We start from the raw sequence: 21,057 nt of genomic DNA on the forward strand, positions 1-21,057 counted from the left end.
CGCGCCGGGTGCGCAGCGCGGCCGGCAGCGCGGGCGGGGCGAACCGGCGGCGGCGTACGGCGAGGGTGCTCGTCACCGGTCCTCCCCGGTGCCGGCGCGGGCGATCCGCGGGTCGAGCCGGCCGACCAGCAGCTCCGAGCCGAGCTGGACGAGTACGGCGACGGCGACGGCGAGCATGATCAGGGTCTGGGCGACCGGGTAGTCCCGCTGGTTGATGGCGTCCAGCAGCAGCTGGCCGAGGCCGTGCCGGGCGAAGAGCTGTTCGGCGACCACCGCGCCGCCGAGCAACTCGCCCAGGTGCAGGCCGAATTCGACGCAGAACGGGGCCAGGCTGTTGGGCAGCACGTGGCGCGCCAGGACCCGCCGGGGCGAGGCCCCCTTGGCGACGGCCGTCAGCACGAACTCCTCCTGCCGGGTGCGGCGCAGCTCGGTGGCGAGCAGCCGGGCCAGCACCGCCGCCCCCGGCAGCGCGAGCGCGACGGCGGGCAGGGCGAGGTACTGGACGGCGAGGTCCGGCGCGGTGAACAGGTCCCGCTCGCCACCGGCGGGCAGCAGGCGCAGCAGGACGGCGAAGACGAAGACGAAGAGCACGGCGGTGACGTACACCGGCAGCGCCAGCAGGGCGGTGGCCAGCGGGTCGAGCACCCGGGCGAGCCGGCCGCGCCGCTCGGCGGCCAGCGCGACGCCCAGCAGCAGGCCGAGGACCAGCATCAGCAGCCCGGCGACGAGGGCGAGTTGGACGGTGCTGCCGACGCTCTGGCCGATCAGCCGGGTGACCGGCTCCCGGTAGTGGAAGGAGCTGCCCGGGTCCCCGGCGAGCAGCCCGTGCAGCCAGCCCAGGTACTGGACGGGCATCGGCCGGTCCACGCCGAGGCTGCCGGCGAGCCGGTCGCGCTGCTCCTGGTCGGCCTCGGCGCCGAGCGCGGCGGAGACCGGGTCGCCGGGGGCGAGGCGGAGCAGCAGGAAGACGGCGACGGAGGCGAGCCAGAGCGTGGCCAGCGCGCCGGCCGCCTTTCTGGTCCAGTAGGGCACGGGGGTACTCCAAGGGGGTCGGAGGAGCCGCCCCAGGGCGGTGGGGGTCGCCCTGGGACGGCCGTCAGGCGGTGCGTCCGACGGTGCGGCGCGGCGACGGCGCCCGGCGGTACGTCCGGCGGTGTGTCAGGCGGTGTGTCAGGCGGTGTGTCAGGCGGTGCGCCGGGTGTCGTCGAGCCGCAGGTAGCCGAGCGCGCTGGTGGCCACGCCGCGCACCGAGGAGGCCAGGGCGTAGGTCTCCCAGGCGTGCGCGAGGGTGATGTGGAAGGACTCGGTGAGCAGGTACTCGGACAGGTCGTGGTTGACCTCGGCCCGGGCCTGCTCGTCGGCGGCGGCGAAGGCGCGGGACTGGAGGTCGGCGTAGGCGGGGTCGGTGACGTGCGAGGTGTTCCGGCCGACCTGGAGCGGCCCGGAGACGGTGATCCCGCTCAGCGGGGAGACGCTGACCATGCCGTGGTTGGCGATGAACAGCCCGTCCAGCGTGCCCTGTTGGATCTTCGGCTGGAGCGCGGCGTTGTCCAGCAGCTGGACGTCGACGCCGAACCCGGCCTGCTCCAGGTCGTACTTGACCAGTTCCACGAGGGAGGCGAAGACCGGCGAGTTGGCGGCGGTGAGCGGCACCCGGGTGCCCTCGGCGCCGGCCTCCCGGAGCAGCCCGCGGGCCTTCTCCGGGTCGTGCGGGTAGCGGGTGACCTGGTCGGGGGTGACGCCGGGGGTGTTGGAGGGCCAGGGCAGGCTGCTCGCCTCGGCGTGGCCGCCGTACACCTGGGCGACGATGCGGTCGCGGTCCACCGCGTACTGGAGGGCCTGGCGCACCCGGCGGTCGCCGAAGGGCCCGCTGGTGACGTTCACGCCGAGGAACGCCTGCTGGTAGGAGGACCTGGCGGACTGCACGGTGAAGGCCGGGTTCCCGCCGAGCACCTTGAGGTCGCGCCCGGGCACCGCGCCGATCAGGTGGGACTGCCCCGACTGGAGGGCGGACAGCGCGGCCTGGCTGCTGGTCACCGACCGGACGGTGATCCGCTCGAAGTGCGGCCGGCCGCTCTGCCAGTAGTGGTCGTAGCGGGCCAGGTCGAGCTGGTTGCCGCCCTTGAACGCCTGCCAGGTGAACGGCCCGGTGCCGTTGACCTTGTCGGCGGCCTTGCCGTCGACGTACGTGCGGGCGTCCACCACGGGGTTGAAGGCCAGCGCGTCGAACAGGTTGCTGGTGGGCCTGGCGAGCGTGAGGGTGACCTCGTTCGGGGCGCTCGCCCGGATGTCGGCGAGCCGTTCCAGCAGCGGCTTGACCTGGGAGGACTTGGCCGCGCCGGTGAGCGAGAAGACGACGTCGTCCGGGCTGAGCGGGCGGCCGTCGTGGAAGGTGACGTCCTCGCGCAGCTTGAGCACGAGCCTGGTGCGGTCGGCGCTCCACTCCCAGGAGGTGGCGAGCCAGGGCACGGGCTGGAGGGTCTGCGGGTCGAGGTCGACCAGCCGGTCCAGCACCAGGTTGACGAACACCGGGGTGTCCGGGCCGCGGTGGAGCAGCTGGGTGGGGTCGGGGGCGGCGCCGTAGACGATCTGGAGGTCCGGCGCGGAGGCGGTGGCGGGGGCCGCGGCCCCGCCGGCGGCGTCCTCGGTGGCGGAGCGGCAGCCCGCCGCCAGCAGGACCGCTCCGGCGCTCAGGCCGAGGAAGCCTCTTCGGGGCAGGCCGTGGTGGCGGGCCGCGTCGCTCATGGTGGTGCTACCTCTTCGGTTCTCGGGGTCTCGGTCGGCGGGTGCGGTGTCAGTACCTGGTCACGACGACGCTGTCGCTCCAGGCCACCACGTCGGGGCCGCCGGTCGGGTAGGGGATGTTCTTGGCCGGGTTCCAGTTGGCCCGGTAGATGCCGGTCTTGAAGTAGGGCGACTGGTTCTGGTGGTAGTTGTTGAGGCCGCTGTACGTGCCGACCTGCGCGCCGTCCCGGTAGACGGTGACGGCGCCGGGGGTGGTGTCGGTGGACCAGGTGATGTCGAAGGCCCACTGGTTCCAGTGGCCGAACTGCACGTCGCCGAGCGGGATCACCGCCTCCTGGACGGTGCTCGGGTCGGTCAGCCAGTGCACCTTGAGCCGCCAGCTGCCGTCCTTGACGGTCAGCGCGATCGGCGGCTTGGTGTCGCTGCCGTCGGCGAGCGGGTAGCCGTGCCACTGGGCGAGGATCGTCTCGGTGGACGTCCGCACCCAGTCGGCGGGCAGGTAGTCGGCGAGGGCGAAGCGGTAGCTGCCCCAGCCGAGGGAGTTGACGGCGACCTCGGAGCGGTAGGAGGCGCCGTCGTTCGGGACGCTGAAGCGGGCGGCCTGACCGGTGCCTCCGGCGGGTGCGGGGGCCACGGTGATGCTGCCGTTGCCGTCGACGCGCTGGCGGGTCCAGGCGGCGAGGGTGCCGGATTCGAAGTCGTCGGCGAAGACCTCGGTGGCGGCGGTCACGGCCGCGGGGGCGGGTGCGGGGGCGGCGGCGTGGGCGGGAGCGGCGGCGGTCACGGCCAGGGCGGCGGTGAGCACGGCGCCGGCGAGGCGGCCGGGGAGTCGGGACACGGGTTCTTCTCCATCTCGGGTTCGGGTACGGGCGACCGGTGGTCGGGGCCGGCTGACGGGATCAACCGGCCCTAGCGACAGGAGCCGGCCGGTCCCACCCAGGTCGGGCTGGACCAGGCCCACTGGTCGTTCACCTGTCGTACCCTCACGTGGTAGAAGTCCCCGTCGCCGCCGGGGCGTTCGTCGGTCAGCTCGAACTCGGCGGTGGTCTCCCGGTCGGGCACGGCCCGGTCGAAGCGGTAGGCGCCGGAGACGAACCCGCCGGTGAAGCCGGTCCGCGCGCCCGCCAGCAGCTCGCCGACGGCGTGGGCGGTCTCGACGCCGTTCACGACGGCGACCAGCCTGGTCCGCTCGTCGCCCTCGATCCGCAGCGAGAAGCCCTGGGTGCTGTCGGTGGCGGTGTTGGGGTTGCCGTCGGTGACGGTCCGCAGCCGGACCTCCCCCGGCCCGGTGCGCTCCCAGTGGGACGGCCGGTAGGTGTCCGGCTCGGCCTCGGCGGGCGCGACCGTCTCCGGGCCGCGCAGCCGGGGCTGGACGTCCAGCAGCCGCCCGCCCTCGATCCGCAGCTCCACGTCCCAGTGCACCGGTTCGCCGCGCCGGCCCCAGCCGACGGCGAAGCCCAGGGTGCCGGTGAAGGTGTCCTCGGCGGCGGCGCGGGCGAGGAGTTCGGGGCGGCTGACCCGGTGGACGGGGACGCCGTTGCGCAGCAGTTCGACGTGGTCGAGCGCGTCCCGGCCCTGGACGGTGACCTGGATCCGGCGCCGGTCGGCGGAGGGGGCCTCGGCGCCCATCGGGGCGCCGTTGACGGAGGTGGCGAGCAGGATGCGGTCGCCGGTGATCGCGTAGGTTCGGCGCCGCTGGACGGCGGTCCAGATCCCGTCGCGGGTCAGCTCCGGGGCCCAGACCGCGACCCGGCCGTGCCCGTGGCTGCCGGGGAAGGCGCTGTGGTGGTCGGTGGAGCCGATCAGCCCGAAGCGGTGGCCCAGCCGCAGGCCGTGGACGGCCGTCCCGGCGGCGGCGCGCGGGCCCATGGTGTGCAGGTAACCGCGCGGCGCCTCGTCGGACTCGGCGCAGCCGTGCATCGACACCATCTCCACCACCGGGGCGAACTCCTCGGTGTAGGAGGCCCAGTCGATGCCGCGGCGGGCCGGCCCGTAGCCGATGTGGTGCGGCAGGGCCCAGGTCCGTACGCCCTGGGCGGCGAGCTCCCGCAGCCGGGCGCGCAGTCGCTCCAGGTCCGCCGCCCGGATGATCTCGCCGCGCGGGCCGTCGAAGTACACGCAGTGGTCGCCGTAGGCGAGGCTGTGCCACTCGAAGGACTGGAAGGTGACGAAGCGGCCGTCCTCGTGGGCGGCGGCGGTGACGTCCTGGACGTGGTCCCAGAGCCGGGCCAGCCGGGCGAAGCCCTCGGTGTGGTAGTCGACCAGGCTGGCCAGTTCGGGGGTGCGCTCGGGCAGGTCGGGCCACCAGCCGTGGCCGGTGACGCTGGCGAAGTCGAGCTGGAGCCGGGCGTTGGCGTAGGCGTCCTCGATGCTCCCGTGGCCGTAGCTGATGCCGCAGTGGTTGTGGAGGTCGCCGACGTACAGGCCCAGACCGGCGTAGCCGGGCGCGTCGGTGGTGGGGGCGGTCATCGGGGCGGGGCTTCCTCGGGTCGGGGTCGGCAGTGTTTGATCGACTCTGAGAAGAAGCTAGCCGTGATCTCCAGGGGCCGGTCAAGACCCAGCCGGTCGGTGTCGTGCGATCGCCATCGGGCGAAACATCGGCTTCACAGACATCCGGCAGGTGGGAGCGGGAAGACGCAGGCCAGCCGACCGGGCCCGGCCTACCGCAAGCCGCTCGGACTTTTGATCGATCTGATAGAAACTCTTCTCATCCCCTCCCGACCCCTTCGAAGGACGGTCCCGTGCCACACCCCGCCGCCCTGCCCGCCGCGCCCGACCTGAGCGCCTCCCACCTGGTCCGCGCCCCCGAGCGCCCCGAACCCGGCTACTGGGCCGGCTGCCCGGGCGTCCGGTACGAGCCGGACCGCGACCGCTTCCTGCTCACCTACCGCGAGCGCCGCCCGCGCGGCGCGGCGGGCGGCCCCGACCGCGGCTGGCGCTGCGCCGTCGCCGAGAGCACCGACGGCATCGCCTTCCACGACCTGTGGTCCGTCCGGAGCGACGACCTGGGCTCCCCCTCGATGGAGCGCCTCGCCCTGCTGCGCCGCGACAGTGGCTACCTGCTCCACCTCAGCCACGTCGACCCGGCCGACAACCGCTGGCGGATCGACGCCCTGAGCGCCGACACCCCCGAGTCCTTCGACCTCGGCGCCCGCAGCCCCGTCCTGACCGCCGCGACCACCGGCACCGAGGGCGTCAAGGACCCGTACCTGCTCGAAACCGACGCCGGCGTCCACCTGTTCGCCACCGTCTCCCGGGCCCGGCCGTTCACCCCCGAGGAACGGGCCCGCGCCCACGCGAGTGCCGACATCCACACCACCGGCCTCACCGTCCAGCCCACCGCCCTCGCGCTCTCCCCGGACGGGCTGCGCTTCACCGCCCCGCCCGGCCGCGCCGCCGAGGCCCTGGACGTCGGCCCGGCCGGCGCCTGGGACGGCTACGAGTCCCGGATCACCACCGTCCTCCCCGATGGCCGGGGCGGCTGGCTCGCGCTCTACGACGGCTCGGCGGACGCCGCCGGCAACTACGAGGAGCGCTGCGGCCTGGCCGCCTCCGCCGACCTGCGCGCCTGGCACCGCCTCACCCCGGACGGCCCCTGGCTGGACGTCCGGTACGCCGACCTCGTCTCCGCCCGCGGCCGCTGGTACCTCTACTACGAGCAGACCCGCGCGGACGGCGCCCACGAACTGCGGGTGGCCGTCCTGGACGAGTTCGCCGGGGTCCGCCCCGACGGCGGCCCGGTGAAGGCCCGATGACGCCGGACCGCGACTGAGACGCCCGACTCACGCGCCCGCGGCGGCCGCCTCGGCGAGGGAGTCCAGCACCGGCCGGACCAGCGGGTGCCCGTCGGCGCCGGCCCGGACGGCGGCGAAGACCCGGCGGGTGGCGAGCTCGCTGTCCACCGGGCGCACCGCGACCTCGCCGAGGTCGACGCCGCGCAGCGCCGAGCGCGGCACCAGCGCCACCCCGAGGCCGGCCGAGGCCAGCGCGACCACGGCCCGGAAGTCGTCCGAGGAGTGCAGCAGCCGAGGTTGGAACCCGGCGTGCTCGCAGGCCAGCAGCACCACGTCGTGGCAGGGGTTGCCCGGGTACGGCCCGATCCACGGCTCGTCGGCCAGCGAGGCGACGGCCAGCGGGCCGGACTCGGCGGCCAGCCGGTGGCCGAGCGGCAGGACGGCCTCGAAGGGCTCGGCGTACAGCGGCACCCTGGTCAGCCGGGCGTCGTCGGCGCGCGGGGCGCCCCGGTACTCGACGGCCACCGCGAGGTCGGCCCGGCCGTCCAGCACCATCGGCAGGCTGGCGTCGCCCTCGGCGTCCAGCACCTTGAGCCGCACCCCGGGCGCGCGCCCGGCGAGCAGGCCGACGGCCGGGGCGAGCACGGAGGCGATGGCGGTCGCGAAGGAGGCGACCGTCACCTCCCCGGAGACGCCCGCGCTGTACGCGGCGAGGTCGGCCTCGGCGCGCTCCAGCTGGGCGAGCACCACGTCGGCGTGGCCGAGCAGGATCTCCCCGGCGGCGGTCAGCCGCACGCCCCGGCCCTCCCGGGCGAGCAGGTGGTGGCCGGTCTCCTGCTCCAGGGCGGCCAGCTGCTGGGAGACCGCGGAGGGGGTCAGGTAGAGGGCGGCCGCCGCGGCGGTCACGGTGCGGTGGTCCGCCACGGCCCGCAGGGTCCGCAGCCGTCGTGCGTCGATCACGGACCAATTCTGCCAGCGCGGCACGGCGCACCCGACCGGAGCACGGTTCCACCGGGTCCGCCGACGGCCGCGCGGGCCGGTCGGGACGGCTCCCGTTCGTCGGCCACCCGCCCCGTACGGCGGGACGGTTGTACCGGCGTGGGAGATTTCGGCCGGAGATACGACCGGTGAGGTATTTCCGGACGAGATCGCTCCTGTCCGTTGACCGGACACCCGCACGGCGCTTGGCTCTTCCCCAACCGGGCCACGGGGGTGTCGACGGCCCGGCACCGTCATCAGGGGAGGATGATCCATGACCACCGCACGCACCCGCCGCCGACTGGCCCGTACCGCCGCCGTCCTGGTGGCCGTGGCCGTGGCCGGCGCCGCGATGCCCGCCGCCGAGGCCCGCCCGCCCAAGGGCGACACCGCCCGGGTCAGCGAGGGCGCCAAGGGCGAGCCGCTGAACGGCACCTCCCTCGCGCTCGGGCTGAGCGGCGACGGCCGCTACGCCCTGTTCTCCTCGGCGGCGACCAACCTGCTGCCGGGCGGCGCCGGGGTCCTCGGCGACGTCTACGTGCGGGACCTGCGCAACGGCCACACCGAGCGGGTCAGCGTCGCCGACGACGGCTCCGCCCTGGACAACGGCAGCAACGACGCGGCGATCAGCGGCAACGGCCGGTACGTGGTGTTCAGCAGCTACGCCTCCAACGCGGTGCCCGGGCAGCCGAAGCACCCCTCGGACGTCTTCGTCCGGGACCGCTGGACCGGCCGCACCGAGCTGGTCTCCGCGGGCGACGGCGTCTCCGGCGCGGGCGACGACCAGAGCATCCGCAACGCCTTCAACGCCGCCATCAGCGCCGACGGCCGCTACGTGGTCTACTCCTCCGACCGCACCGACCTCGCCCCCGGCGTGCACCGCGGCAAGTTCAACGTCTTCCTCGCCGACCGCTGGACCCACACCACCCGGGTGGTCAGCACCGGCGCGGACGGCACCCCGGCCGACAACAACTCCTTCCGCCCGACGATCAGCGCGGACGGCACCGTCATCGGCTTCACCTCGCGGGCCGGCAACCTGCTCCCGGCCGAGCAGACCCCGCCCGCGCTCGCCGCCGCTTCCGCCGCTTCCGCCGCGGACCCCGCCGACGGCACGGACCTCGCCGAGGCCGCCCAGGCCCCGCGGACCGCCTCCGCCCGCGCCGAGCTGGCCGCCATCCGCGCCTACCCGTACTACGTCTGGGACGCCCGCACCGGGAAGATCACCGGCGCCAGCTACAACGAGGCCGGCGAGTTCGTCAACAGCGGCAACGACGGGCGGATCAGCCCCTCCGGCCGCTACGCGGCCTACACCGTCTTCGAGGAGGGCGGCCGCCCCGGCTCGCACGGCCGCCACCAGGACGTCTACGTCCGCGAGCTGGCCACCGGCACGACCACCAAGGTCAACAAGCCACTGTCCGGCACCACCCCGCGCGACTCCTCCTACGACCCGGTGATGCCGATGAACGACCGCTGGGTGTACTTCGTCTCCGACGTCGCCGACCTGGTGCCCGGCGACACCAACGAGCAGGCCGACGTCTTCCGCACCGACCTGCGCAGCGGGCACACCGAGCGGGTCTCCCTCGCCCACGACGGCTCCCAGAGCACCACCTCCGCCTCCTTCCCGCAGGTCGACGCCGACGACACGACGCTGCTGTTCAGCGCCCAGGACGGCAACCTGGCGCCCGTCGTCGACAGCGACCTCACGGACGTCTTCCGGCGCCGTCTGTGACGCCCCGACTCCCTCGGTGACGCCCTGACTCCCTTGCCGGATACGCCCGTTGGCGTATTTCCCGGCGGGACCACCCCCGGCCGTTGACCACCGGCCCTCCCGACGGTTGGCTCTGCGAAAGCCCGCCGCCGGGAGGGAGCCCGGCCGGGCGATCCCAGGGGAGGAAGACCTCATGCCCACCGCACGCACCCGCAGGTGGCCGGCCCGGACCGCCGCCGTCCTGGCCGCCACCGCCCTGGCCGCCGGCGCCGCGCTGCCCGCCGCCGAGGCCAAGCCGCCCAAGGGCGACACCGCCCGGATCAGCGAGACCGCCAAGGGCGAGCAGCTCAACGGCCCCTCGACCGCACTCGGACTGAGCGAGGACGGCCGCTCCGCCCTGTTCACCTCCGCCGCCACCAACCTGCTGCCCGGAACAGGCACCCCGAACTCCGACGAGGTCTACGTCCGCAACCTGCGCAACGGCCACGTCGAGAAGGTCAGCGTCGCCGACGACGGCTCCCCGCTGAACGCCCCCACCACCGACGCCTCGATCAGCGCCGACAGCCGGTACGTGGCCTTCAGCACCACCGCCACCAACGTGGTGCCCGGCCAGCCGGCCCACCCCAGCGACGTCTTCGTCCGCGACCGCTGGACCGGGCACACCGAACTGGTCACCGCCGCCGCCCTGCCGGGCGCCGAGGACCAGAGCGGCTTCGGATCCACCAGCCCCAGCATCAGCCGGGACGGCCGCTACGTCGCCTACGTCTCCAACCGCTCCGACCTCGCCCCGGGGCCCGTGCGGCGCGGCAGGAACAACATCTACGTCACCGACCGCTGGACCCGCACCAGCCGCCTGGTCACCGTCGGCGCGGACGGCGAGCCCGCCAGCAACTACTCCCTCGATCCGATGATCAGCGCGGACGGCTCCGCCGTCGCCTTCACCTCCCGGGCCGGCAACCTGCTCCCGGAGGCTCCGGCCGCCCCCGCCGGCCCCGGTTCCGACGAGACCGGCTCCGACGCCGGGTCGCCGGGAGTGACCGGCGGGCCCATGCACCACCCCTCCTACGTCTGGAAGGCCGCCACCGGCACGATCGTCGCCGGCAGCGTGGACGGCACCGGGCAGCTGAGCGGCAGCAGCGACGGCCGGATCAGCCCCGACGGCCGCTACGCCGTCTACAGCGTCGCGGTCTACGGCACCGGCCTGCCCGGCCACGGCGGCGTCCGGCTGGACGTGTACGTCCACGACCTGGCCACCGGCAAGGTCACCGAGGTCAGCGCCGGCCTGCCGGGCACCACGGCGAACGGGTCCTCCTCCGGCGCCGTCATGACGGCCGACGACCGCTGGGTCTACTTCGACTCCTCCGCCGGCAACCTGCTCCCCGACGACGTCAGGAACCAGAGCAGCGTCTACCGCCGCGACCTGTGGACCGGCCGGATCGAACGGGTCAGCCTCACCCGGGACGGCGCGCCGACCACCTCCCCCTCCTACAGTCCGTCCGTGGACGCCACCGGAGACGCGGTGCTCTTCACCGCCGACGACGGCGACCTGGTCCCGGGGGACACCAACGCCGTCACGGACGCCTTCCTCCGCCGCCTGTGACGGCCTGACCGCCACTCATCTCCCTTATGGCATACGACCGGTGGCGTATTTCCGCCCGAGATCGCCGCCGGTCGTTGACCGATGATCCGTACGACGCTTGGCTCTCCTCAAACCGGGCCGCGGGGGTCGTGGGCCCGGGACCGCCACCAGGGGAGGACGATCCATGACGCACACACCCGCCCGACGCCGGCTCGCCCGCGCCGCCGCCGTGCTGGCCGCCACCGCCGTGGCCGCCGGCGCGGCGCTGCCCGCCGCCGAGGCCAAGCCGCCCAAGGGCGACACCGCCCGGATCAGCGAGACCGCCAAGGGCGAGCAGCTCAACGGGGACTCCGTCGCGCTCGGGCTGAGCGAGGACGGCCGCTCCGCGCTCTTCACCTCGACCGCGACCAACCTACTGCCGGAACCCGGCACCCCGAACTCCGACGAGGTCTACGTCCGCGACCTGCGCAACGGGCACGTCGAGAAGGTCAGCGTCGCCGACGACGGCTCCCGGCTGAACGCCCCCACCAGCGAGGCCTCGATCAGCGCCGACGGCCGGTACGTGGCCTTCAGCACCAGCGCCACCAACGTGGTGCCGGGCCAGGTGGTGCGCAGCAGCGACGTCTTCGTCCGCGACCGCTGGACCGGGCACACCGAGCCGGTCGGCCCGGGCGGCTCCCCCGACGGCGCGTTCTCCGCCGAGCCCTCGCTGAGCCGGGACGGCCGCTACATCGCCTACACCTCCAACCGCACCGACCTCGCCCCGGGCTCTAATCCGCGCTACTTCAGCGTCCTCGTCACCGACCGCTGGACCGGCACCACCCGGGTGGTCACCACCGGCGCGGACGGTGAGGCCCCCAACAACTCCTCCTACGGTGTGACGATCAGCGCGGACGGCTCCACCGTCGGCTTCAGCTCCCGGGCCGGCAACCTGCTCCCGCAGGACCCGGCCGCCACCGAACCGGGCGCCGGCACCGACGGCACCGACGCCGGTGCGCCCGGACTGGCCAAGCCCCGCTTCTACCCCTACTTCGTCTGGAAGGCCGACACCGGCAAGGTCTCCGGCGCCAGCGTGGACGACCAGGGCTACCTGCGCGGCACCAGCATCGGCCCCCGGCTCAGCCCGGACGGCCGCTACGCCCTCTTCGGCCTGCCGGTCCACATCGGCCGGCCCGGTTCCTACCGCTACCGGATGGACCTGTACGCCCGGGAGCTGGCCACCGGCAAACTGACCTGGCTCAACGCCTTCCTGCCCGGCACCACGACCACCGAGGGCGCCCACTACCCCGCCATGACCTTCGACGGCCGCTGGGTCTACTTCGACTCCAGCGCCGACAACCTCGTCCCCGGCGACACCAACGGCGTCAGCGACATCTTCCGCCGCGACCTGAGGACCGGGGCGATCGAACGGGTCAGCCTCACCCGGGACGGCGGGCAGAGCAGCACCGGCTCCACGGCCCCGTTCGTCGACTTCGCCGGCGACACGGTGCTCTTCACCGCCGGTGACGGCAACCTGGTGCCGGGCGACACCAACGGCGCCGCGGACGTCTTCCTGCGCCGCCCCTGATGGCCTGATTCCCTTGCGACATACGTCTGTTGACGTATTTTCAGCCGAGATCACCCGAGGACGTTGACCCCCCTGCCCTCCCGACGGTTGGCTCTGCGAAAGCCCGCCGTCGGGAGGGAGCCCGGCCGGGCGATCAGAGGGGGGAAGACCTCATGTCCCGTACCACCCGGACGACCCGCAACCGGTGGCTGGCCGGTGGCGGCGGCATCCTGGCCGCAGCCGCCGTGCTCGCCGTCACCGCCGCCCCGGCCCAGGCCGCCCCACTGCCGCGCGGCACCACCCAGGTCAGCGTCGGGCCGAACGGCGCGGCGCCCGACAACCTGTCGACCACCCAGGGCATCAGCGCCAACGGCCGCTACGCCCTGTTCACCTCCCGGGCCACGAACCTGGTGGCGCAGCCCGCGACGGGCGGCAGCGACGCCTACGTGCGGGACCTGCGCACCGGCCGCACCGAGCGGGTCAGCCTCTCCGACTCGGGCGAGGCGGTGGCCGGCTGGACCGACCAGGCCGCGATCAGCGGCAACGGCCGCTACGTCGCCTTCGAGAGCAACGCCGAGGACGTGGTGCCCGGCATGCAGGTCAAGGGGCGCACCGAGGTGTACGTCCGGGACCGGCAGACCGGCCGCACCGAGCTGATCAGCGGCGGGCTCACCGTCACCGACACCGACCGGTACCACTACTCGTACGCGCCCTCGATCAGCGCCAACGGCCGGTACGTCGCCTACGTGTCCTCCCGGACCGACCTGGACCCGACCGTCGTGGACCCCGAGCCCGAGACCGAGCCCGGGACCGCGCCCTCGCTGGCCAGGCCCTACACCTGGAAGATCAACGTCCACCTCACCGACCGCTGGACCCACACCACCCGGCTGGTCACCCGCGACGTGCACGGCAAGCCGGGCGAGAGCACCTCCTTCCGGCCGAAGATCAGCGCGGACGGCCGCACCATCGGCTTCGGCTCCATCTCCAACCTGCTGCCGGACGAGCAGGCGCCCGGACTCGCCGCCGCGACCACCGCCGCCGCGGCCGCTCCCGCCGACGTGGACCTCACCCCGAGCGCCGCCGAGGCCTCGCGCCAGAACGTCCCGCAGAACGCGGCGCAGCCGACCCTGGCCCGTCCGAACGCCGCTCCCTACTACACCTACGACGTACGGTCCGGGAAGATCACGGCGGTGAGCGCGGGCCTCGACGGCCAGATCGGCAGCGCCAGCTTCGAGGCGACGATCAGCCCCGACGGACGGCACGCGGTCTACACCCTGGCCGAGCCCGGCGGCTCGACCGGCGGCCACCGCTCCCACACCGTGCTCTACGTCCGGGACCTCAAGAAGGGCACCGTGACGAAGGTCAGCGGCGGCCTGCCGGGCACCAGTTCGGTCGGCTCCTCCGACCACGGCTCGATCACCGCCGACAACCGCTGGATCTACTTCGAGTCCGCCGCCGACAACCTGGTGGCCGGCCCGCAGCACCCGGGCTGGGACGTCTACCGCCAGGACCTGCGCACCGGCCGCACCGAGCGGATCTCCACCGCGCCGGACGGCTCGTTCGGCAACGGCTCGTCGCGGGACCCGGTCGTGGCCGCCTCGGGCCGGACCGTGCTGTTCGACTCGACCAGCGGCAACCTGGTCGCCGGCGCCGACGGCCCGGCGGCGGAGGAGAACACCCAGGTGTTCGCCAAGCCCGCGGGCCGCCACCAGGGCCTCGACGCCGCCCAGGACGACGACGGCCAGGACGACGACGGCCAGGGCGACGACCAGGGTGACGGTCAGGGCGAGGGCTGGGACGACTGACCGGCCGCCGCCCGGGAACCGCGACGGGGGCGGGACGTCGGCCGGGCCGGCGTCCCGCCCCCGCAGCGGGAGGGTGGGGCAGGTGGTCTCTGGTCCCTACGGCACGGGGCGGATCGATTCGCCTGCGCCGCACGGCGGTTGGTGAGCCCGTGGGCCGGTCCGATTCCGAGCGGTCCGGCCCACGGGCGGCCTGGGTGGAGGTCAGTCCTCCAGGGCGGCGCGCGCGTCCACGAAGGCCGCGACGGCGCGCTCGACGTCCTCGGTGGAGTGCGCCGCGGACAGCTGCACCCGGATCCGGGCCTGGCCGTGCGGCACCACCGGGAAGGAGAAGCCGATCACGTACACGCCGCGCTCCAGCAGCAGCTCGGCGAGCCGGCCCGCCTTGGCCGCGTCGCCGATCATCACCGGGGCGATCGGGTGGTCGCCGGGCAGGATCTCGAACCCGGCCTCGGTCATCTTCGCCCGGAACAGCGCGGTGTTGGCCGCCAGCCGCTCGCGCAGCTCGGTGGACTTCTCGACCAGGTCGAGCACCTTGAGCGAGGCGGCCGCGATCACCGGGGCCAGCGAGTTGGAGAACAGGTACGGGCGGGAGCGCTGGCGCAGCAGGGCGACGATCTCCCGGCGGGCGGCGACGTAGCCGCCGGAGGCGCCGCCGAGCGCCTTGCCGAGGGTGCCGGTGATGATGTCCACGCGGTCCGTCACGCCGTGCAGCTCAGGGGTGCCGCGGCCGTTCGGGCCGACGAAGCCGACGGCGTGCGAGTCGTCCACCATGACCATGGCGTCGTAGCGGTCGGCCAGGTCGCAGATCTCGCGCAGCGGGGCGACATAGCCGTCCATCGAGAACACGCCGTCGGTGACGATCAGGCGGCGGCGCGCGTCCTGGGTGTCCTGGAGCTGCTTCTCCAGGTCGGCCAGGTCGCGGTTGGCGTAGCGGTGGCGGCGGGCCTTGCTGAGCCGGATGCCGTCGATGATGCTGGCGTGGTTCAGCGCGTCGGAGATGACGGCGTCCCGGTCGTCCAGCAGGGTCTCGAAGACACCGCCGTTGGCGTCGAAGCAGGAGGAGTAGAGGATCGTGTCCTCCTGGCCGAGGAACGCCGAGAGGCGGTCCTCCAGCTCCTTGTGGACGTCCTGGGTGCCGCAGATGAAGCGGACCGAGGCCATCCCGTAGCCCCAGCGGTCCAGGGCGTCCTTGGCGGCGGAGAGCACCTCGGGGTGGTCGGCCAGGCCGAGGTAGTTGTTGGCGCAGAAGTTCAGCACCTCGCCGGGCAGGCCGCCGGCGGTCACGGTGACGGCGGCGCTCTGCGGGGTGCCGATCACCCGCTCGGGCTTGAACAGCCCGGCCTCGCGGATCTCGTCCAGGGTGGCGGCGACGTCGGCACGCACGTTGTCGAACACTGCGGTCTCCTCAATCAGTTCGGCGGGGCGGTTCGGCGGGTTCGGCGGGGGAGCTTCGGCGGGGCTGAGCCGGGCTCAGGCGGTCCAGTCGAGGATGATCTTGCCGCAGTTGCCGCTCGCGGCGTCGTCGAAGGCGGCCTCGAAGTCGGTGGCGGCGTAGCGGCCGGTGATCACCGGGGCGAGGTCCAGGCCGCCCTCCAGCAGCACGGACATCGCGTACCAGGTCTCGAACATCTCCCGGCCGTAGATGCCCTTGATGGTGATCATCGAGGTCACGATCGAGGCCCAGTCCACCGGGAACTGCTCGGCGGGCAGGCCGAGCATGGCGATCTTCCCGCCGTGGGTCATGTTGGCGATCATCGACTGCATCGCCTCGGGGCGGCCGGACATCTCCAGGCCGACGTCGAAGCCCTCGCGCAGGCCGAGCTTCTGCTGGCCTTCCTCGATGGTGTGCTGCGAGACGTCCAGCGCCAGCGTCACGCCGACCTTGCGGGCCAGGTCGAGGCGGTACGGGGAGACGTCGGTGATCATCACGTTGCGGGCGCCGGCGTGCTTGGCGACGGCGGCGGCCATGATGCCGATCGGGCCGGCGCCGGTGACCAGCACGTCCTCGCCGACCAGCGGGAAGGACAGCGCGGTGTGCACGGCGTTGCCGAACGGGTCGAAGATCGCGGCCACGTCCAGGTCGACCGGCACCCGGTGCACCCACACGTTGGAGGCGGGCAGCGCCACGTACTCGGCGAACGCGCCGTCCCGGTTCACGCCCAGGCCGACGGTGTTGCGGCACAGGTGGCGGCGGCCGGCCTGGCAGTTGCGGCACTTGCCGCAGACCAGGTGGCCCTCGCCGCTGACCAGGTCGCCGACCGCGATGTCCGTGACACCGGCACCCAGCTCGGCGACCTCGCCGACGAACTCGTGGCCGAGCACCAGCGGGGTCCTGATGGTCTGCTGCGCCCAGCCGTCCCACTTGCGGATGTGCAGGTCGGTGCCGCAGATGCCGGTCCGCAGCACCTTGATCAGCACCTCGCCGGGGCCGATCTCGGGCATGGGGACGTCCATCAGCCAGAGCCCGGGCTCGGCCTGCTGCTTGACGAGTGCCTTCACGGCGGCTCCTGACGTGCGGGTGGGACGGCCTGCGGGTACGGGGGCAGGCCGAGGAGGCCCGGTTCGGCCGCTCCTGGCGGACGCGCTCCGGGCAGGCAGAAATCTGCCTGGTCGGAGGGGGTGCGGTCCATCGAGGAATTCTTAAGGGCGGCCACAGCTGGGCTGAACGATCGTGCCCGAGCGGTGGTCGGCGGCGGGTGCGCGAGCGGGCGCGGCGTGCCGGTGCTCACCCGTCCGGCCGAGCGCGGGCCCGGCGGCTCCCGGCTGGCCGACCCGCCCCAGGCCGGTACTCGACCCTTGGAGTGGACGACCACCGGCCGCCAGCCGGGCGGGGCACTCGGCTGACGGTGCTCCCGTTCGGTCCAGTCGGCCGCCGACCCGCGCGCGGCGGTACGAGGCGGGTGCTTACGGTGACGACGTTCCCCCACGGCCCCGTGGAGCAGCGCTCCGGCCCGGCCGAGCCGCGCTCCGGGGCCCTTCGCCACGGGGCCGTCCGCCCCAGAGAGGCGCCTGCGCCGATGACCGACACCCGACGGCCGCGACCGTCCGTTCCCCGCTCCGTTCGCGTCCCCCGCTCCGTCCTGGCGGCCTCCGCCGTACGGGTGGCCTCCGCCGCCCTCGCGCTGACCGGCCTGCTCGCCGTCTCCGCCTGCTCCGGGGAGTCGAAGCCCGCGCGGCAGGCCGGTCCGGCGGTGACCGCCGAACCGGCCGCGCTCAGCCCGTCCGCCACGCCGGGCGGCAGCCCCTCCGGCGGGGTGGTGCCGCTCACCACGGCCGTCACGACCCAGCTGGACGACGCGATCAAGCAGGTGATGGGCCAGGTCGCCATCCCCGGGGTGATCGTCGACTACGCCACCCCCGACGGCAGTTACCAGCGCGCCTTCGGCGTCGCCGACAAGGACGCCGGGACGCCGATGACCCCCGACCTGTACATGCGGATCGGCAGCGTCACCAAGACCTTCACCACCACCGCCGTCCTGCGGCTGGTGGACCAGGGCAAGCTGGGCTTGGACGACCCGGTCTCCAAGTACGTCCCGAACGTGCCCGGCGGCGACGGCATCACCCTGCGCCAGCTCGGCGACATGCGCAGCGGCCTGTTCAACTACACCCTGGACTCCGACTTCCAGCAGGCCTTCTTCAACGACCCGAGCCGCCCCTTCACCCCGGACCAGCTGCTCGCGTACGCGTTCAAGCACCCGGCGAACTTCCAGCCGGACGCCCAGTTCGAGTACTCCAACACCAACCTGATCGTGCTCGGCCTGGTCGTCGAGAAGGTCGGCGGGCAGCCGCTCCAGGACTTCCTGAACCAGCAGGTGTTCACCCCCGCCGGGCTCACCAAGACCAGCCTGCCGACCGACGCCGCCTTCCCCGACCCGCACGCCCACGGCTACACCAACCAGACGCTCACCGGCGCGGTCGAGGACGCCACCACCTGGAACCCGTCCTGGGGCTGGGCGGCCGGCGCCGCCATCTCCACCATCGCCGACTTCCGGACCTGGTCGAAGGTGCTGGCCACCGGCGAACCGCTGCTCAAGCCCGCCACCCAGGCGGAGCGGCTGAAGACCAAGGCCACCGGACCGACCCCCGACCTCGGCTACGGCTTCGGGGTGTTCACCACCCACGGGTGGATCGGCCACAACGGCTCGCTGCCCGGGTACGAGAGCGTGGTGCTCTACCTGCCGCAGGCGCAGGCCAGCCTGTCCATCATGCTCAACACCGACATCCTGCACGACGGTTCGGAGCCCTCGACGTTCGTGGCGCGGGCGATCACCCAGATCGTCTCGCCGAACAACGTCTACACGCTGCCCACCCCGCCCGCCTCGGGCTCGGCCTCCGCCTCCGCGTCGGCGTCTGCGTCTGCGTCTCCCACCGCCTCCCCCACCGCTTCGCCCTCGGTTTCCCCCACAGCCTCCCCGACCGCCCCCACGGCCTCGCCGTCCCCGACGGCCTCGCCCACCGCGGGCGCCACCGCCACGCTGCACATCTCCTGACCCACCCGCTCCGACCGTACGGGAGGCCCGACCCGGCTCACCGGGTCGGGCCTCCGTCACGTCCTCGGCCCCCGGTCCTCAGATCCCCAGCACCCTGCCGAGGTCGTACGAGACCGGCTCCTCCAGCTGCGCGTAGGTGCAGCTCTCCGGCGTGCGGTCCGGGCGCCAGCGGCGGAACTGCGCGGTGTGCCGGAACCGGGTGCCCTCCATGTGGTCGTACGCGACCTCGACCACCCGCTCGGGGCGCAGCGCGATCCAGGAGAGGTCCTTGCCGCCGGTCCAGCGGCTGACCGCGCCGGGCAGCCTGCCCTCGGCGTGCGCGGCCTCGTCCGCCCAGCCGCCCCACGGGTGCCGGGACAGGTCGTCCATCCGCAACGGGGCCAGTTCCTCGGCGAGTTCGCGGCGGCGGGCCATCGGGAAGGCGGCGCAGACGCCGACGTGCTGCAGCCGGCCGCCGTCGTCGAAGATGCCGAGCAGCAGCGAGCCGACCACCGGCCCGCTCTTGTGCTCGCGGTAGCCGGCCACCACGCAGTCGGCGGTGCGCTCGTGCTTGATCTTGTACATGCTCCGCTCCCCCGGCCGGTACGGCTGGTCCAGCGGTTTGGCGACCACCCCGTCCAGCCCGGCGCCCTCGAACTCGGCGAACCAGGTCCGGGCGAGGTCGAGGTCGGTGGCGGCGGGGGCGGTGAACACCGGGTCGGCGGCGTCGGCGAGCGCGGCCTCCAGGGCCGGGCGGCGCACCGACAGCGGCTCGTCCACCAGGCTCTCGTCCCCGAGGGCGAGCAGGTCGAAGGCGACGAAGGAGGCCGGGGTCCGCTCGGCGAGCAGCTTCACCCGGCTCGCGGCCGGGTGGATGCGCTCCAGCAGCTCCTCGAAACGCAGCCGGCCGTCCCGGGCGATCACCACCTCGCCGTCCAGCACGCAGCGCGGCGGCAGCTCCCGCCGGAACGCCTCGACCAGCTCGGGGAAGTACCTGGTCAGCGGCTTGCCGGTACGGCTGCCGAGCTCCACCTCGTCGCCGTCGCGGAACACGATCGAACGGAAGCCGTCCCACTTGGCCTCGTACTGCATCCCGGGCGGGATCTTGGCCACCGACTTGGCGAGCATCGGCGCCACCGGTGGCATCACGGGCAGGTCCATGCGAACGATCCTCGCCCGCTTCGCCCCGGGGCGCGCGCCGGGCGCCCGGCCCTTAGCGTGAAGGGCATGGGCTCAGCCGTGGAACTGGAAGTCGCCGGGCGCACCGTCCGGCTGTCGAACCCGGACAAGGTGTACTACCCCGAGCGCGGCTTCACCAAGCTGGACGTCGCGCAGTACTACCTGGCCGTCGCCGACGGGGTGCTGCGCGGGCTGCGCGACCGGCCGACCACCCTGCAGCGCTTCCCCGACGGGGTGGACGGCGAGTTCTTCTACCAGAAGCGCGCACCCAAGGGCCTGCCGGAGTGGCTGCCCACCGCCCGGATCGAATTCCCCAGCGGCCGCTCCGCCGACGAGATCTGCCCCACCGAGCCGGCCGCCGTCCTGTGGGCCGCCAACCTGGGCTGCCTCACCTTCCACCCCTGGCCGGTGCGGCGCTCCGACACCGGCCACGTCGACGAACTGCGCATCGACCTCGACCCGCAGCCCGGCACCGACTTCCACGACGCCGTCCGCGCCGCCCACGAACTGCGCGCCCTGCTGGAGGAGTACGGGCTGCGCGGCTGGCCCAAGTCCTCCGGCGGGCGCGGCCTGCACGTGTACGTGCCGCTGGTGCCCGAGTGGACCTTCACCGACGGGCGGCACGCGGTGATCGCCCTCGGCCGGGTCCTGGAACAGCGGATGCCCGGGAAGGTCACCACCGCCTGGTGGAAGGAGGAGCGCGGCGAACGGATCTTCGTCGACTACAACCAGATGGCCCGCGACCGCACCATCGCCTCCGCCTACTCCCTGCGCGCCCGGCCCCGCGCCACCGCCTCCGCCCCGCTGCGCTGGGAGGAGCTGGACGACGCCGCCCCCGAGGACTTCGACCTGCGCACCCTCCCCGCCCGCTTCGCCGAACTCGGCGACCTCAACGCCGGGATGGACGGCCAGGCCTTCCGCCTGGAGCCCCTGCTGGAGCTGTACGACAAGCAGCTCCACGACGAGGGCCTCGGCGAACTCCCCTACCCGCCCGACCACCCCAAGGCCGCCGGCGAACCCACCCGGGTGCAACCGAGCCGGGCCAAGAAGAAGTAGGACGCTCCGTCCGCTCCGGAGCCTCAGCCCCGCGCGCCGACCGGGGCCAGCTCGGCGACGATGCGGACGGCCTCGGCGATCTGCCCGTCCGTCAGGTCGCCCCGGGCGGTGAGGCGCAGGCGGGAGATGCCGTCCGGGACGGACGGCGGGCGGAAGCAGCCGACGGCGAGGCCCGCGCGGCGGCAGTCGGCAGCCCAGGCGACGGCGGCCTCCGGGCCCGGGGCGCGGACGGAGACCACCGCGACCTGCGGCTCGCAG

Annotated in this window: 15 protein-coding genes and 1 pseudogene; 7 read left to right on the plus strand and 9 right to left on the minus strand. The window is 73.9% G+C overall.

Going from position 1 to position 21,057, the window contains the following annotated elements:
• Positions 1 to 72 precede the first annotated feature (72 nt).
• From AE652_RS11715 to AE652_RS45015, 4 genes are all read right to left on the minus strand, one after another.
• On the minus strand, positions 73 to 1,032 hold the full coding sequence (locus AE652_RS11715) for an ABC transporter permease (protein WP_049651222.1): 960 nt from the start codon (positions 1,030 to 1,032) through the stop codon (positions 73 to 75).
• 150 nt (positions 1,033 to 1,182) lie between these two features.
• A complete protein-coding gene (locus AE652_RS11720) occupies positions 1,183 to 2,745 on the minus strand; it encodes an ABC transporter substrate-binding protein (RefSeq protein WP_049651223.1) in 1,563 nt (520 codons plus the stop codon).
• A gap of 49 nt (positions 2,746 to 2,794) precedes the next feature.
• Positions 2,795 to 3,583: a polysaccharide lyase gene (locus AE652_RS45010; RefSeq protein WP_049651224.1), complete on the minus strand. Its 789-nt coding sequence runs from the start codon at positions 3,581 to 3,583 to the stop codon at positions 2,795 to 2,797.
• Between the two features lie 71 nt (positions 3,584 to 3,654).
• Positions 3,655 to 5,214, minus strand: coding sequence for a DUF3604 domain-containing protein (locus tag AE652_RS45015; protein WP_049651225.1), 1,560 nt, complete (start codon positions 5,212 to 5,214; stop codon positions 3,655 to 3,657).
• A gap of 272 nt (positions 5,215 to 5,486) precedes the next feature.
• Here AE652_RS45015 and AE652_RS11735 point away from each other — a divergent pair, with 272 nt between their 5' ends.
• Positions 5,487 to 6,500, plus strand: a complete 1,014-nt coding sequence (locus tag AE652_RS11735) for a hypothetical protein (protein ID WP_049651226.1) — start codon at positions 5,487 to 5,489, stop codon at positions 6,498 to 6,500.
• A gap of 27 nt (positions 6,501 to 6,527) precedes the next feature.
• On the opposite strand, the gene AE652_RS11740 is transcribed toward AE652_RS11735, so the two are convergent.
• The gene (locus AE652_RS11740) at positions 6,528 to 7,439 is read right to left on the minus strand and encodes a LysR family transcriptional regulator (protein ID WP_049651227.1); all 912 of its coding nucleotides are present in this window, start codon (positions 7,437 to 7,439) and stop codon (positions 6,528 to 6,530) included.
• A gap of 292 nt (positions 7,440 to 7,731) precedes the next feature.
• On the opposite strand from AE652_RS11740, the gene AE652_RS11745 reads away from it, so the two are divergent.
• The 4 genes from AE652_RS11745 to AE652_RS11760 all read left to right on the plus strand — a co-directional run bounded on the left by AE652_RS11745 (position 7,732) and on the right by AE652_RS11760 (position 14,095).
• Entirely contained in the window at positions 7,732 to 9,186 is a 1,455-nt protein-coding gene (locus AE652_RS11745) for a PD40 domain-containing protein (protein WP_049651228.1), read from the plus strand.
• 172 nt (positions 9,187 to 9,358) lie between these two features.
• Positions 9,359 to 10,765 carry a PD40 domain-containing protein gene (locus tag AE652_RS11750; protein ID WP_049651229.1) on the plus strand — a complete coding sequence of 469 codons (1,407 nt, stop codon included), beginning with the start codon at positions 9,359 to 9,361 and terminating at the stop codon, positions 10,763 to 10,765.
• Positions 10,766 to 10,928: 163 nt separating this feature from the next.
• Entirely contained in the window at positions 10,929 to 12,311 is a 1,383-nt protein-coding gene (locus tag AE652_RS11755; protein ID WP_049651230.1) for a PD40 domain-containing protein, read from the plus strand.
• Between the two features lie 152 nt (positions 12,312 to 12,463).
• Positions 12,464 to 14,095 (plus strand): PD40 domain-containing protein, encoded by a 1,632-nt coding sequence (locus tag AE652_RS11760; RefSeq protein ID WP_049651231.1) that lies wholly within the window; start codon positions 12,464 to 12,466, stop codon positions 14,093 to 14,095.
• A 201-nt stretch (positions 14,096 to 14,296) separates the two neighbouring features.
• Here AE652_RS11760 and AE652_RS11765 read toward each other — a convergent pair whose 3' ends face one another.
• Together AE652_RS11765 and tdh are read right to left on the minus strand one after the other, a co-directional pair.
• Positions 14,297 to 15,490 (minus strand): glycine C-acetyltransferase, encoded by a 1,194-nt coding sequence (locus tag AE652_RS11765; RefSeq protein ID WP_049651232.1) that lies wholly within the window; start codon positions 15,488 to 15,490, stop codon positions 14,297 to 14,299.
• 75 nt (positions 15,491 to 15,565) lie between these two features.
• Positions 15,566 to 16,594 carry an L-threonine 3-dehydrogenase gene (gene tdh, locus AE652_RS11770; protein WP_049651233.1) on the minus strand — a complete coding sequence of 343 codons (1,029 nt, stop codon included), beginning with the start codon at positions 16,592 to 16,594 and terminating at the stop codon, positions 15,566 to 15,568.
• Positions 16,595 to 17,112: 518 nt separating this feature from the next.
• On the opposite strand from tdh, the gene AE652_RS11775 reads away from it, so the two are divergent.
• The gene (locus tag AE652_RS11775) at positions 17,113 to 18,585 is read left to right on the plus strand and encodes a serine hydrolase (RefSeq protein WP_082345668.1); all 1,473 of its coding nucleotides are present in this window, start codon (positions 17,113 to 17,115) and stop codon (positions 18,583 to 18,585) included.
• Positions 18,586 to 18,663: 78 nt separating this feature from the next.
• Here the strand turns inward: AE652_RS11775 and AE652_RS11780 are convergent, their stop codons facing one another.
• The gene (locus AE652_RS11780; protein WP_049651235.1) at positions 18,664 to 19,725 is read right to left on the minus strand and encodes an ATP-dependent DNA ligase; all 1,062 of its coding nucleotides are present in this window, start codon (positions 19,723 to 19,725) and stop codon (positions 18,664 to 18,666) included.
• Positions 19,726 to 19,791: 66 nt separating this feature from the next.
• Between AE652_RS11780 and ligD the strand changes: the two genes are divergently transcribed.
• A complete protein-coding gene (gene ligD / locus AE652_RS11785; RefSeq protein WP_199823078.1) occupies positions 19,792 to 20,799 on the plus strand; it encodes a non-homologous end-joining DNA ligase in 1,008 nt (335 codons plus the stop codon).
• A 23-nt stretch (positions 20,800 to 20,822) separates the two neighbouring features.
• Here the strand turns inward: ligD and AE652_RS11790 are convergent.
• Positions 20,823 to 21,057: pseudogene (locus tag AE652_RS11790) on the minus strand (8-amino-7-oxononanoate synthase); the annotation flags it as partial.

Source organism: Kitasatospora sp. MY 5-36, from assembly GCF_001182915.1.
Lineage (GTDB): Bacteria > Actinomycetota > Actinomycetes > Streptomycetales > Streptomycetaceae > Kitasatospora.

Excerpts from the sequence above, each read along its gene's own strand:
- AE652_RS11755 (WP_049651230.1), top strand. The coding sequence starts at position 10,929 with ATGACGCACACACCCGCCCGACGCCGGCTCGCCCGCGCCGCCGCCGTG.
- AE652_RS11780 (WP_049651235.1), bottom strand. The coding sequence starts at position 19,725 with ATGGACCTGCCCGTGATGCCACCGGTGGCGCCGATGCTCGCCAAGTCG.
- AE652_RS45015 (WP_049651225.1), bottom strand. The coding sequence starts at position 5,214 with ATGACCGCCCCCACCACCGACGCGCCCGGCTACGCCGGTCTGGGCCTG.
- AE652_RS11775 (WP_082345668.1), top strand. The coding sequence starts at position 17,113 with ATGACCGACACCCGACGGCCGCGACCGTCCGTTCCCCGCTCCGTTCGC.
- AE652_RS11720 (WP_049651223.1), bottom strand. The coding sequence starts at position 2,745 with ATGAGCGACGCGGCCCGCCACCACGGCCTGCCCCGAAGAGGCTTCCTC.
- AE652_RS11750 (WP_049651229.1), top strand. The coding sequence starts at position 9,359 with ATGCCCACCGCACGCACCCGCAGGTGGCCGGCCCGGACCGCCGCCGTC.
- ligD (WP_199823078.1), top strand. The coding sequence starts at position 19,792 with ATGGGCTCAGCCGTGGAACTGGAAGTCGCCGGGCGCACCGTCCGGCTG.
- AE652_RS11745 (WP_049651228.1), top strand. The coding sequence starts at position 7,732 with ATGACCACCGCACGCACCCGCCGCCGACTGGCCCGTACCGCCGCCGTC.
- AE652_RS11760 (WP_049651231.1), top strand. The coding sequence starts at position 12,464 with ATGTCCCGTACCACCCGGACGACCCGCAACCGGTGGCTGGCCGGTGGC.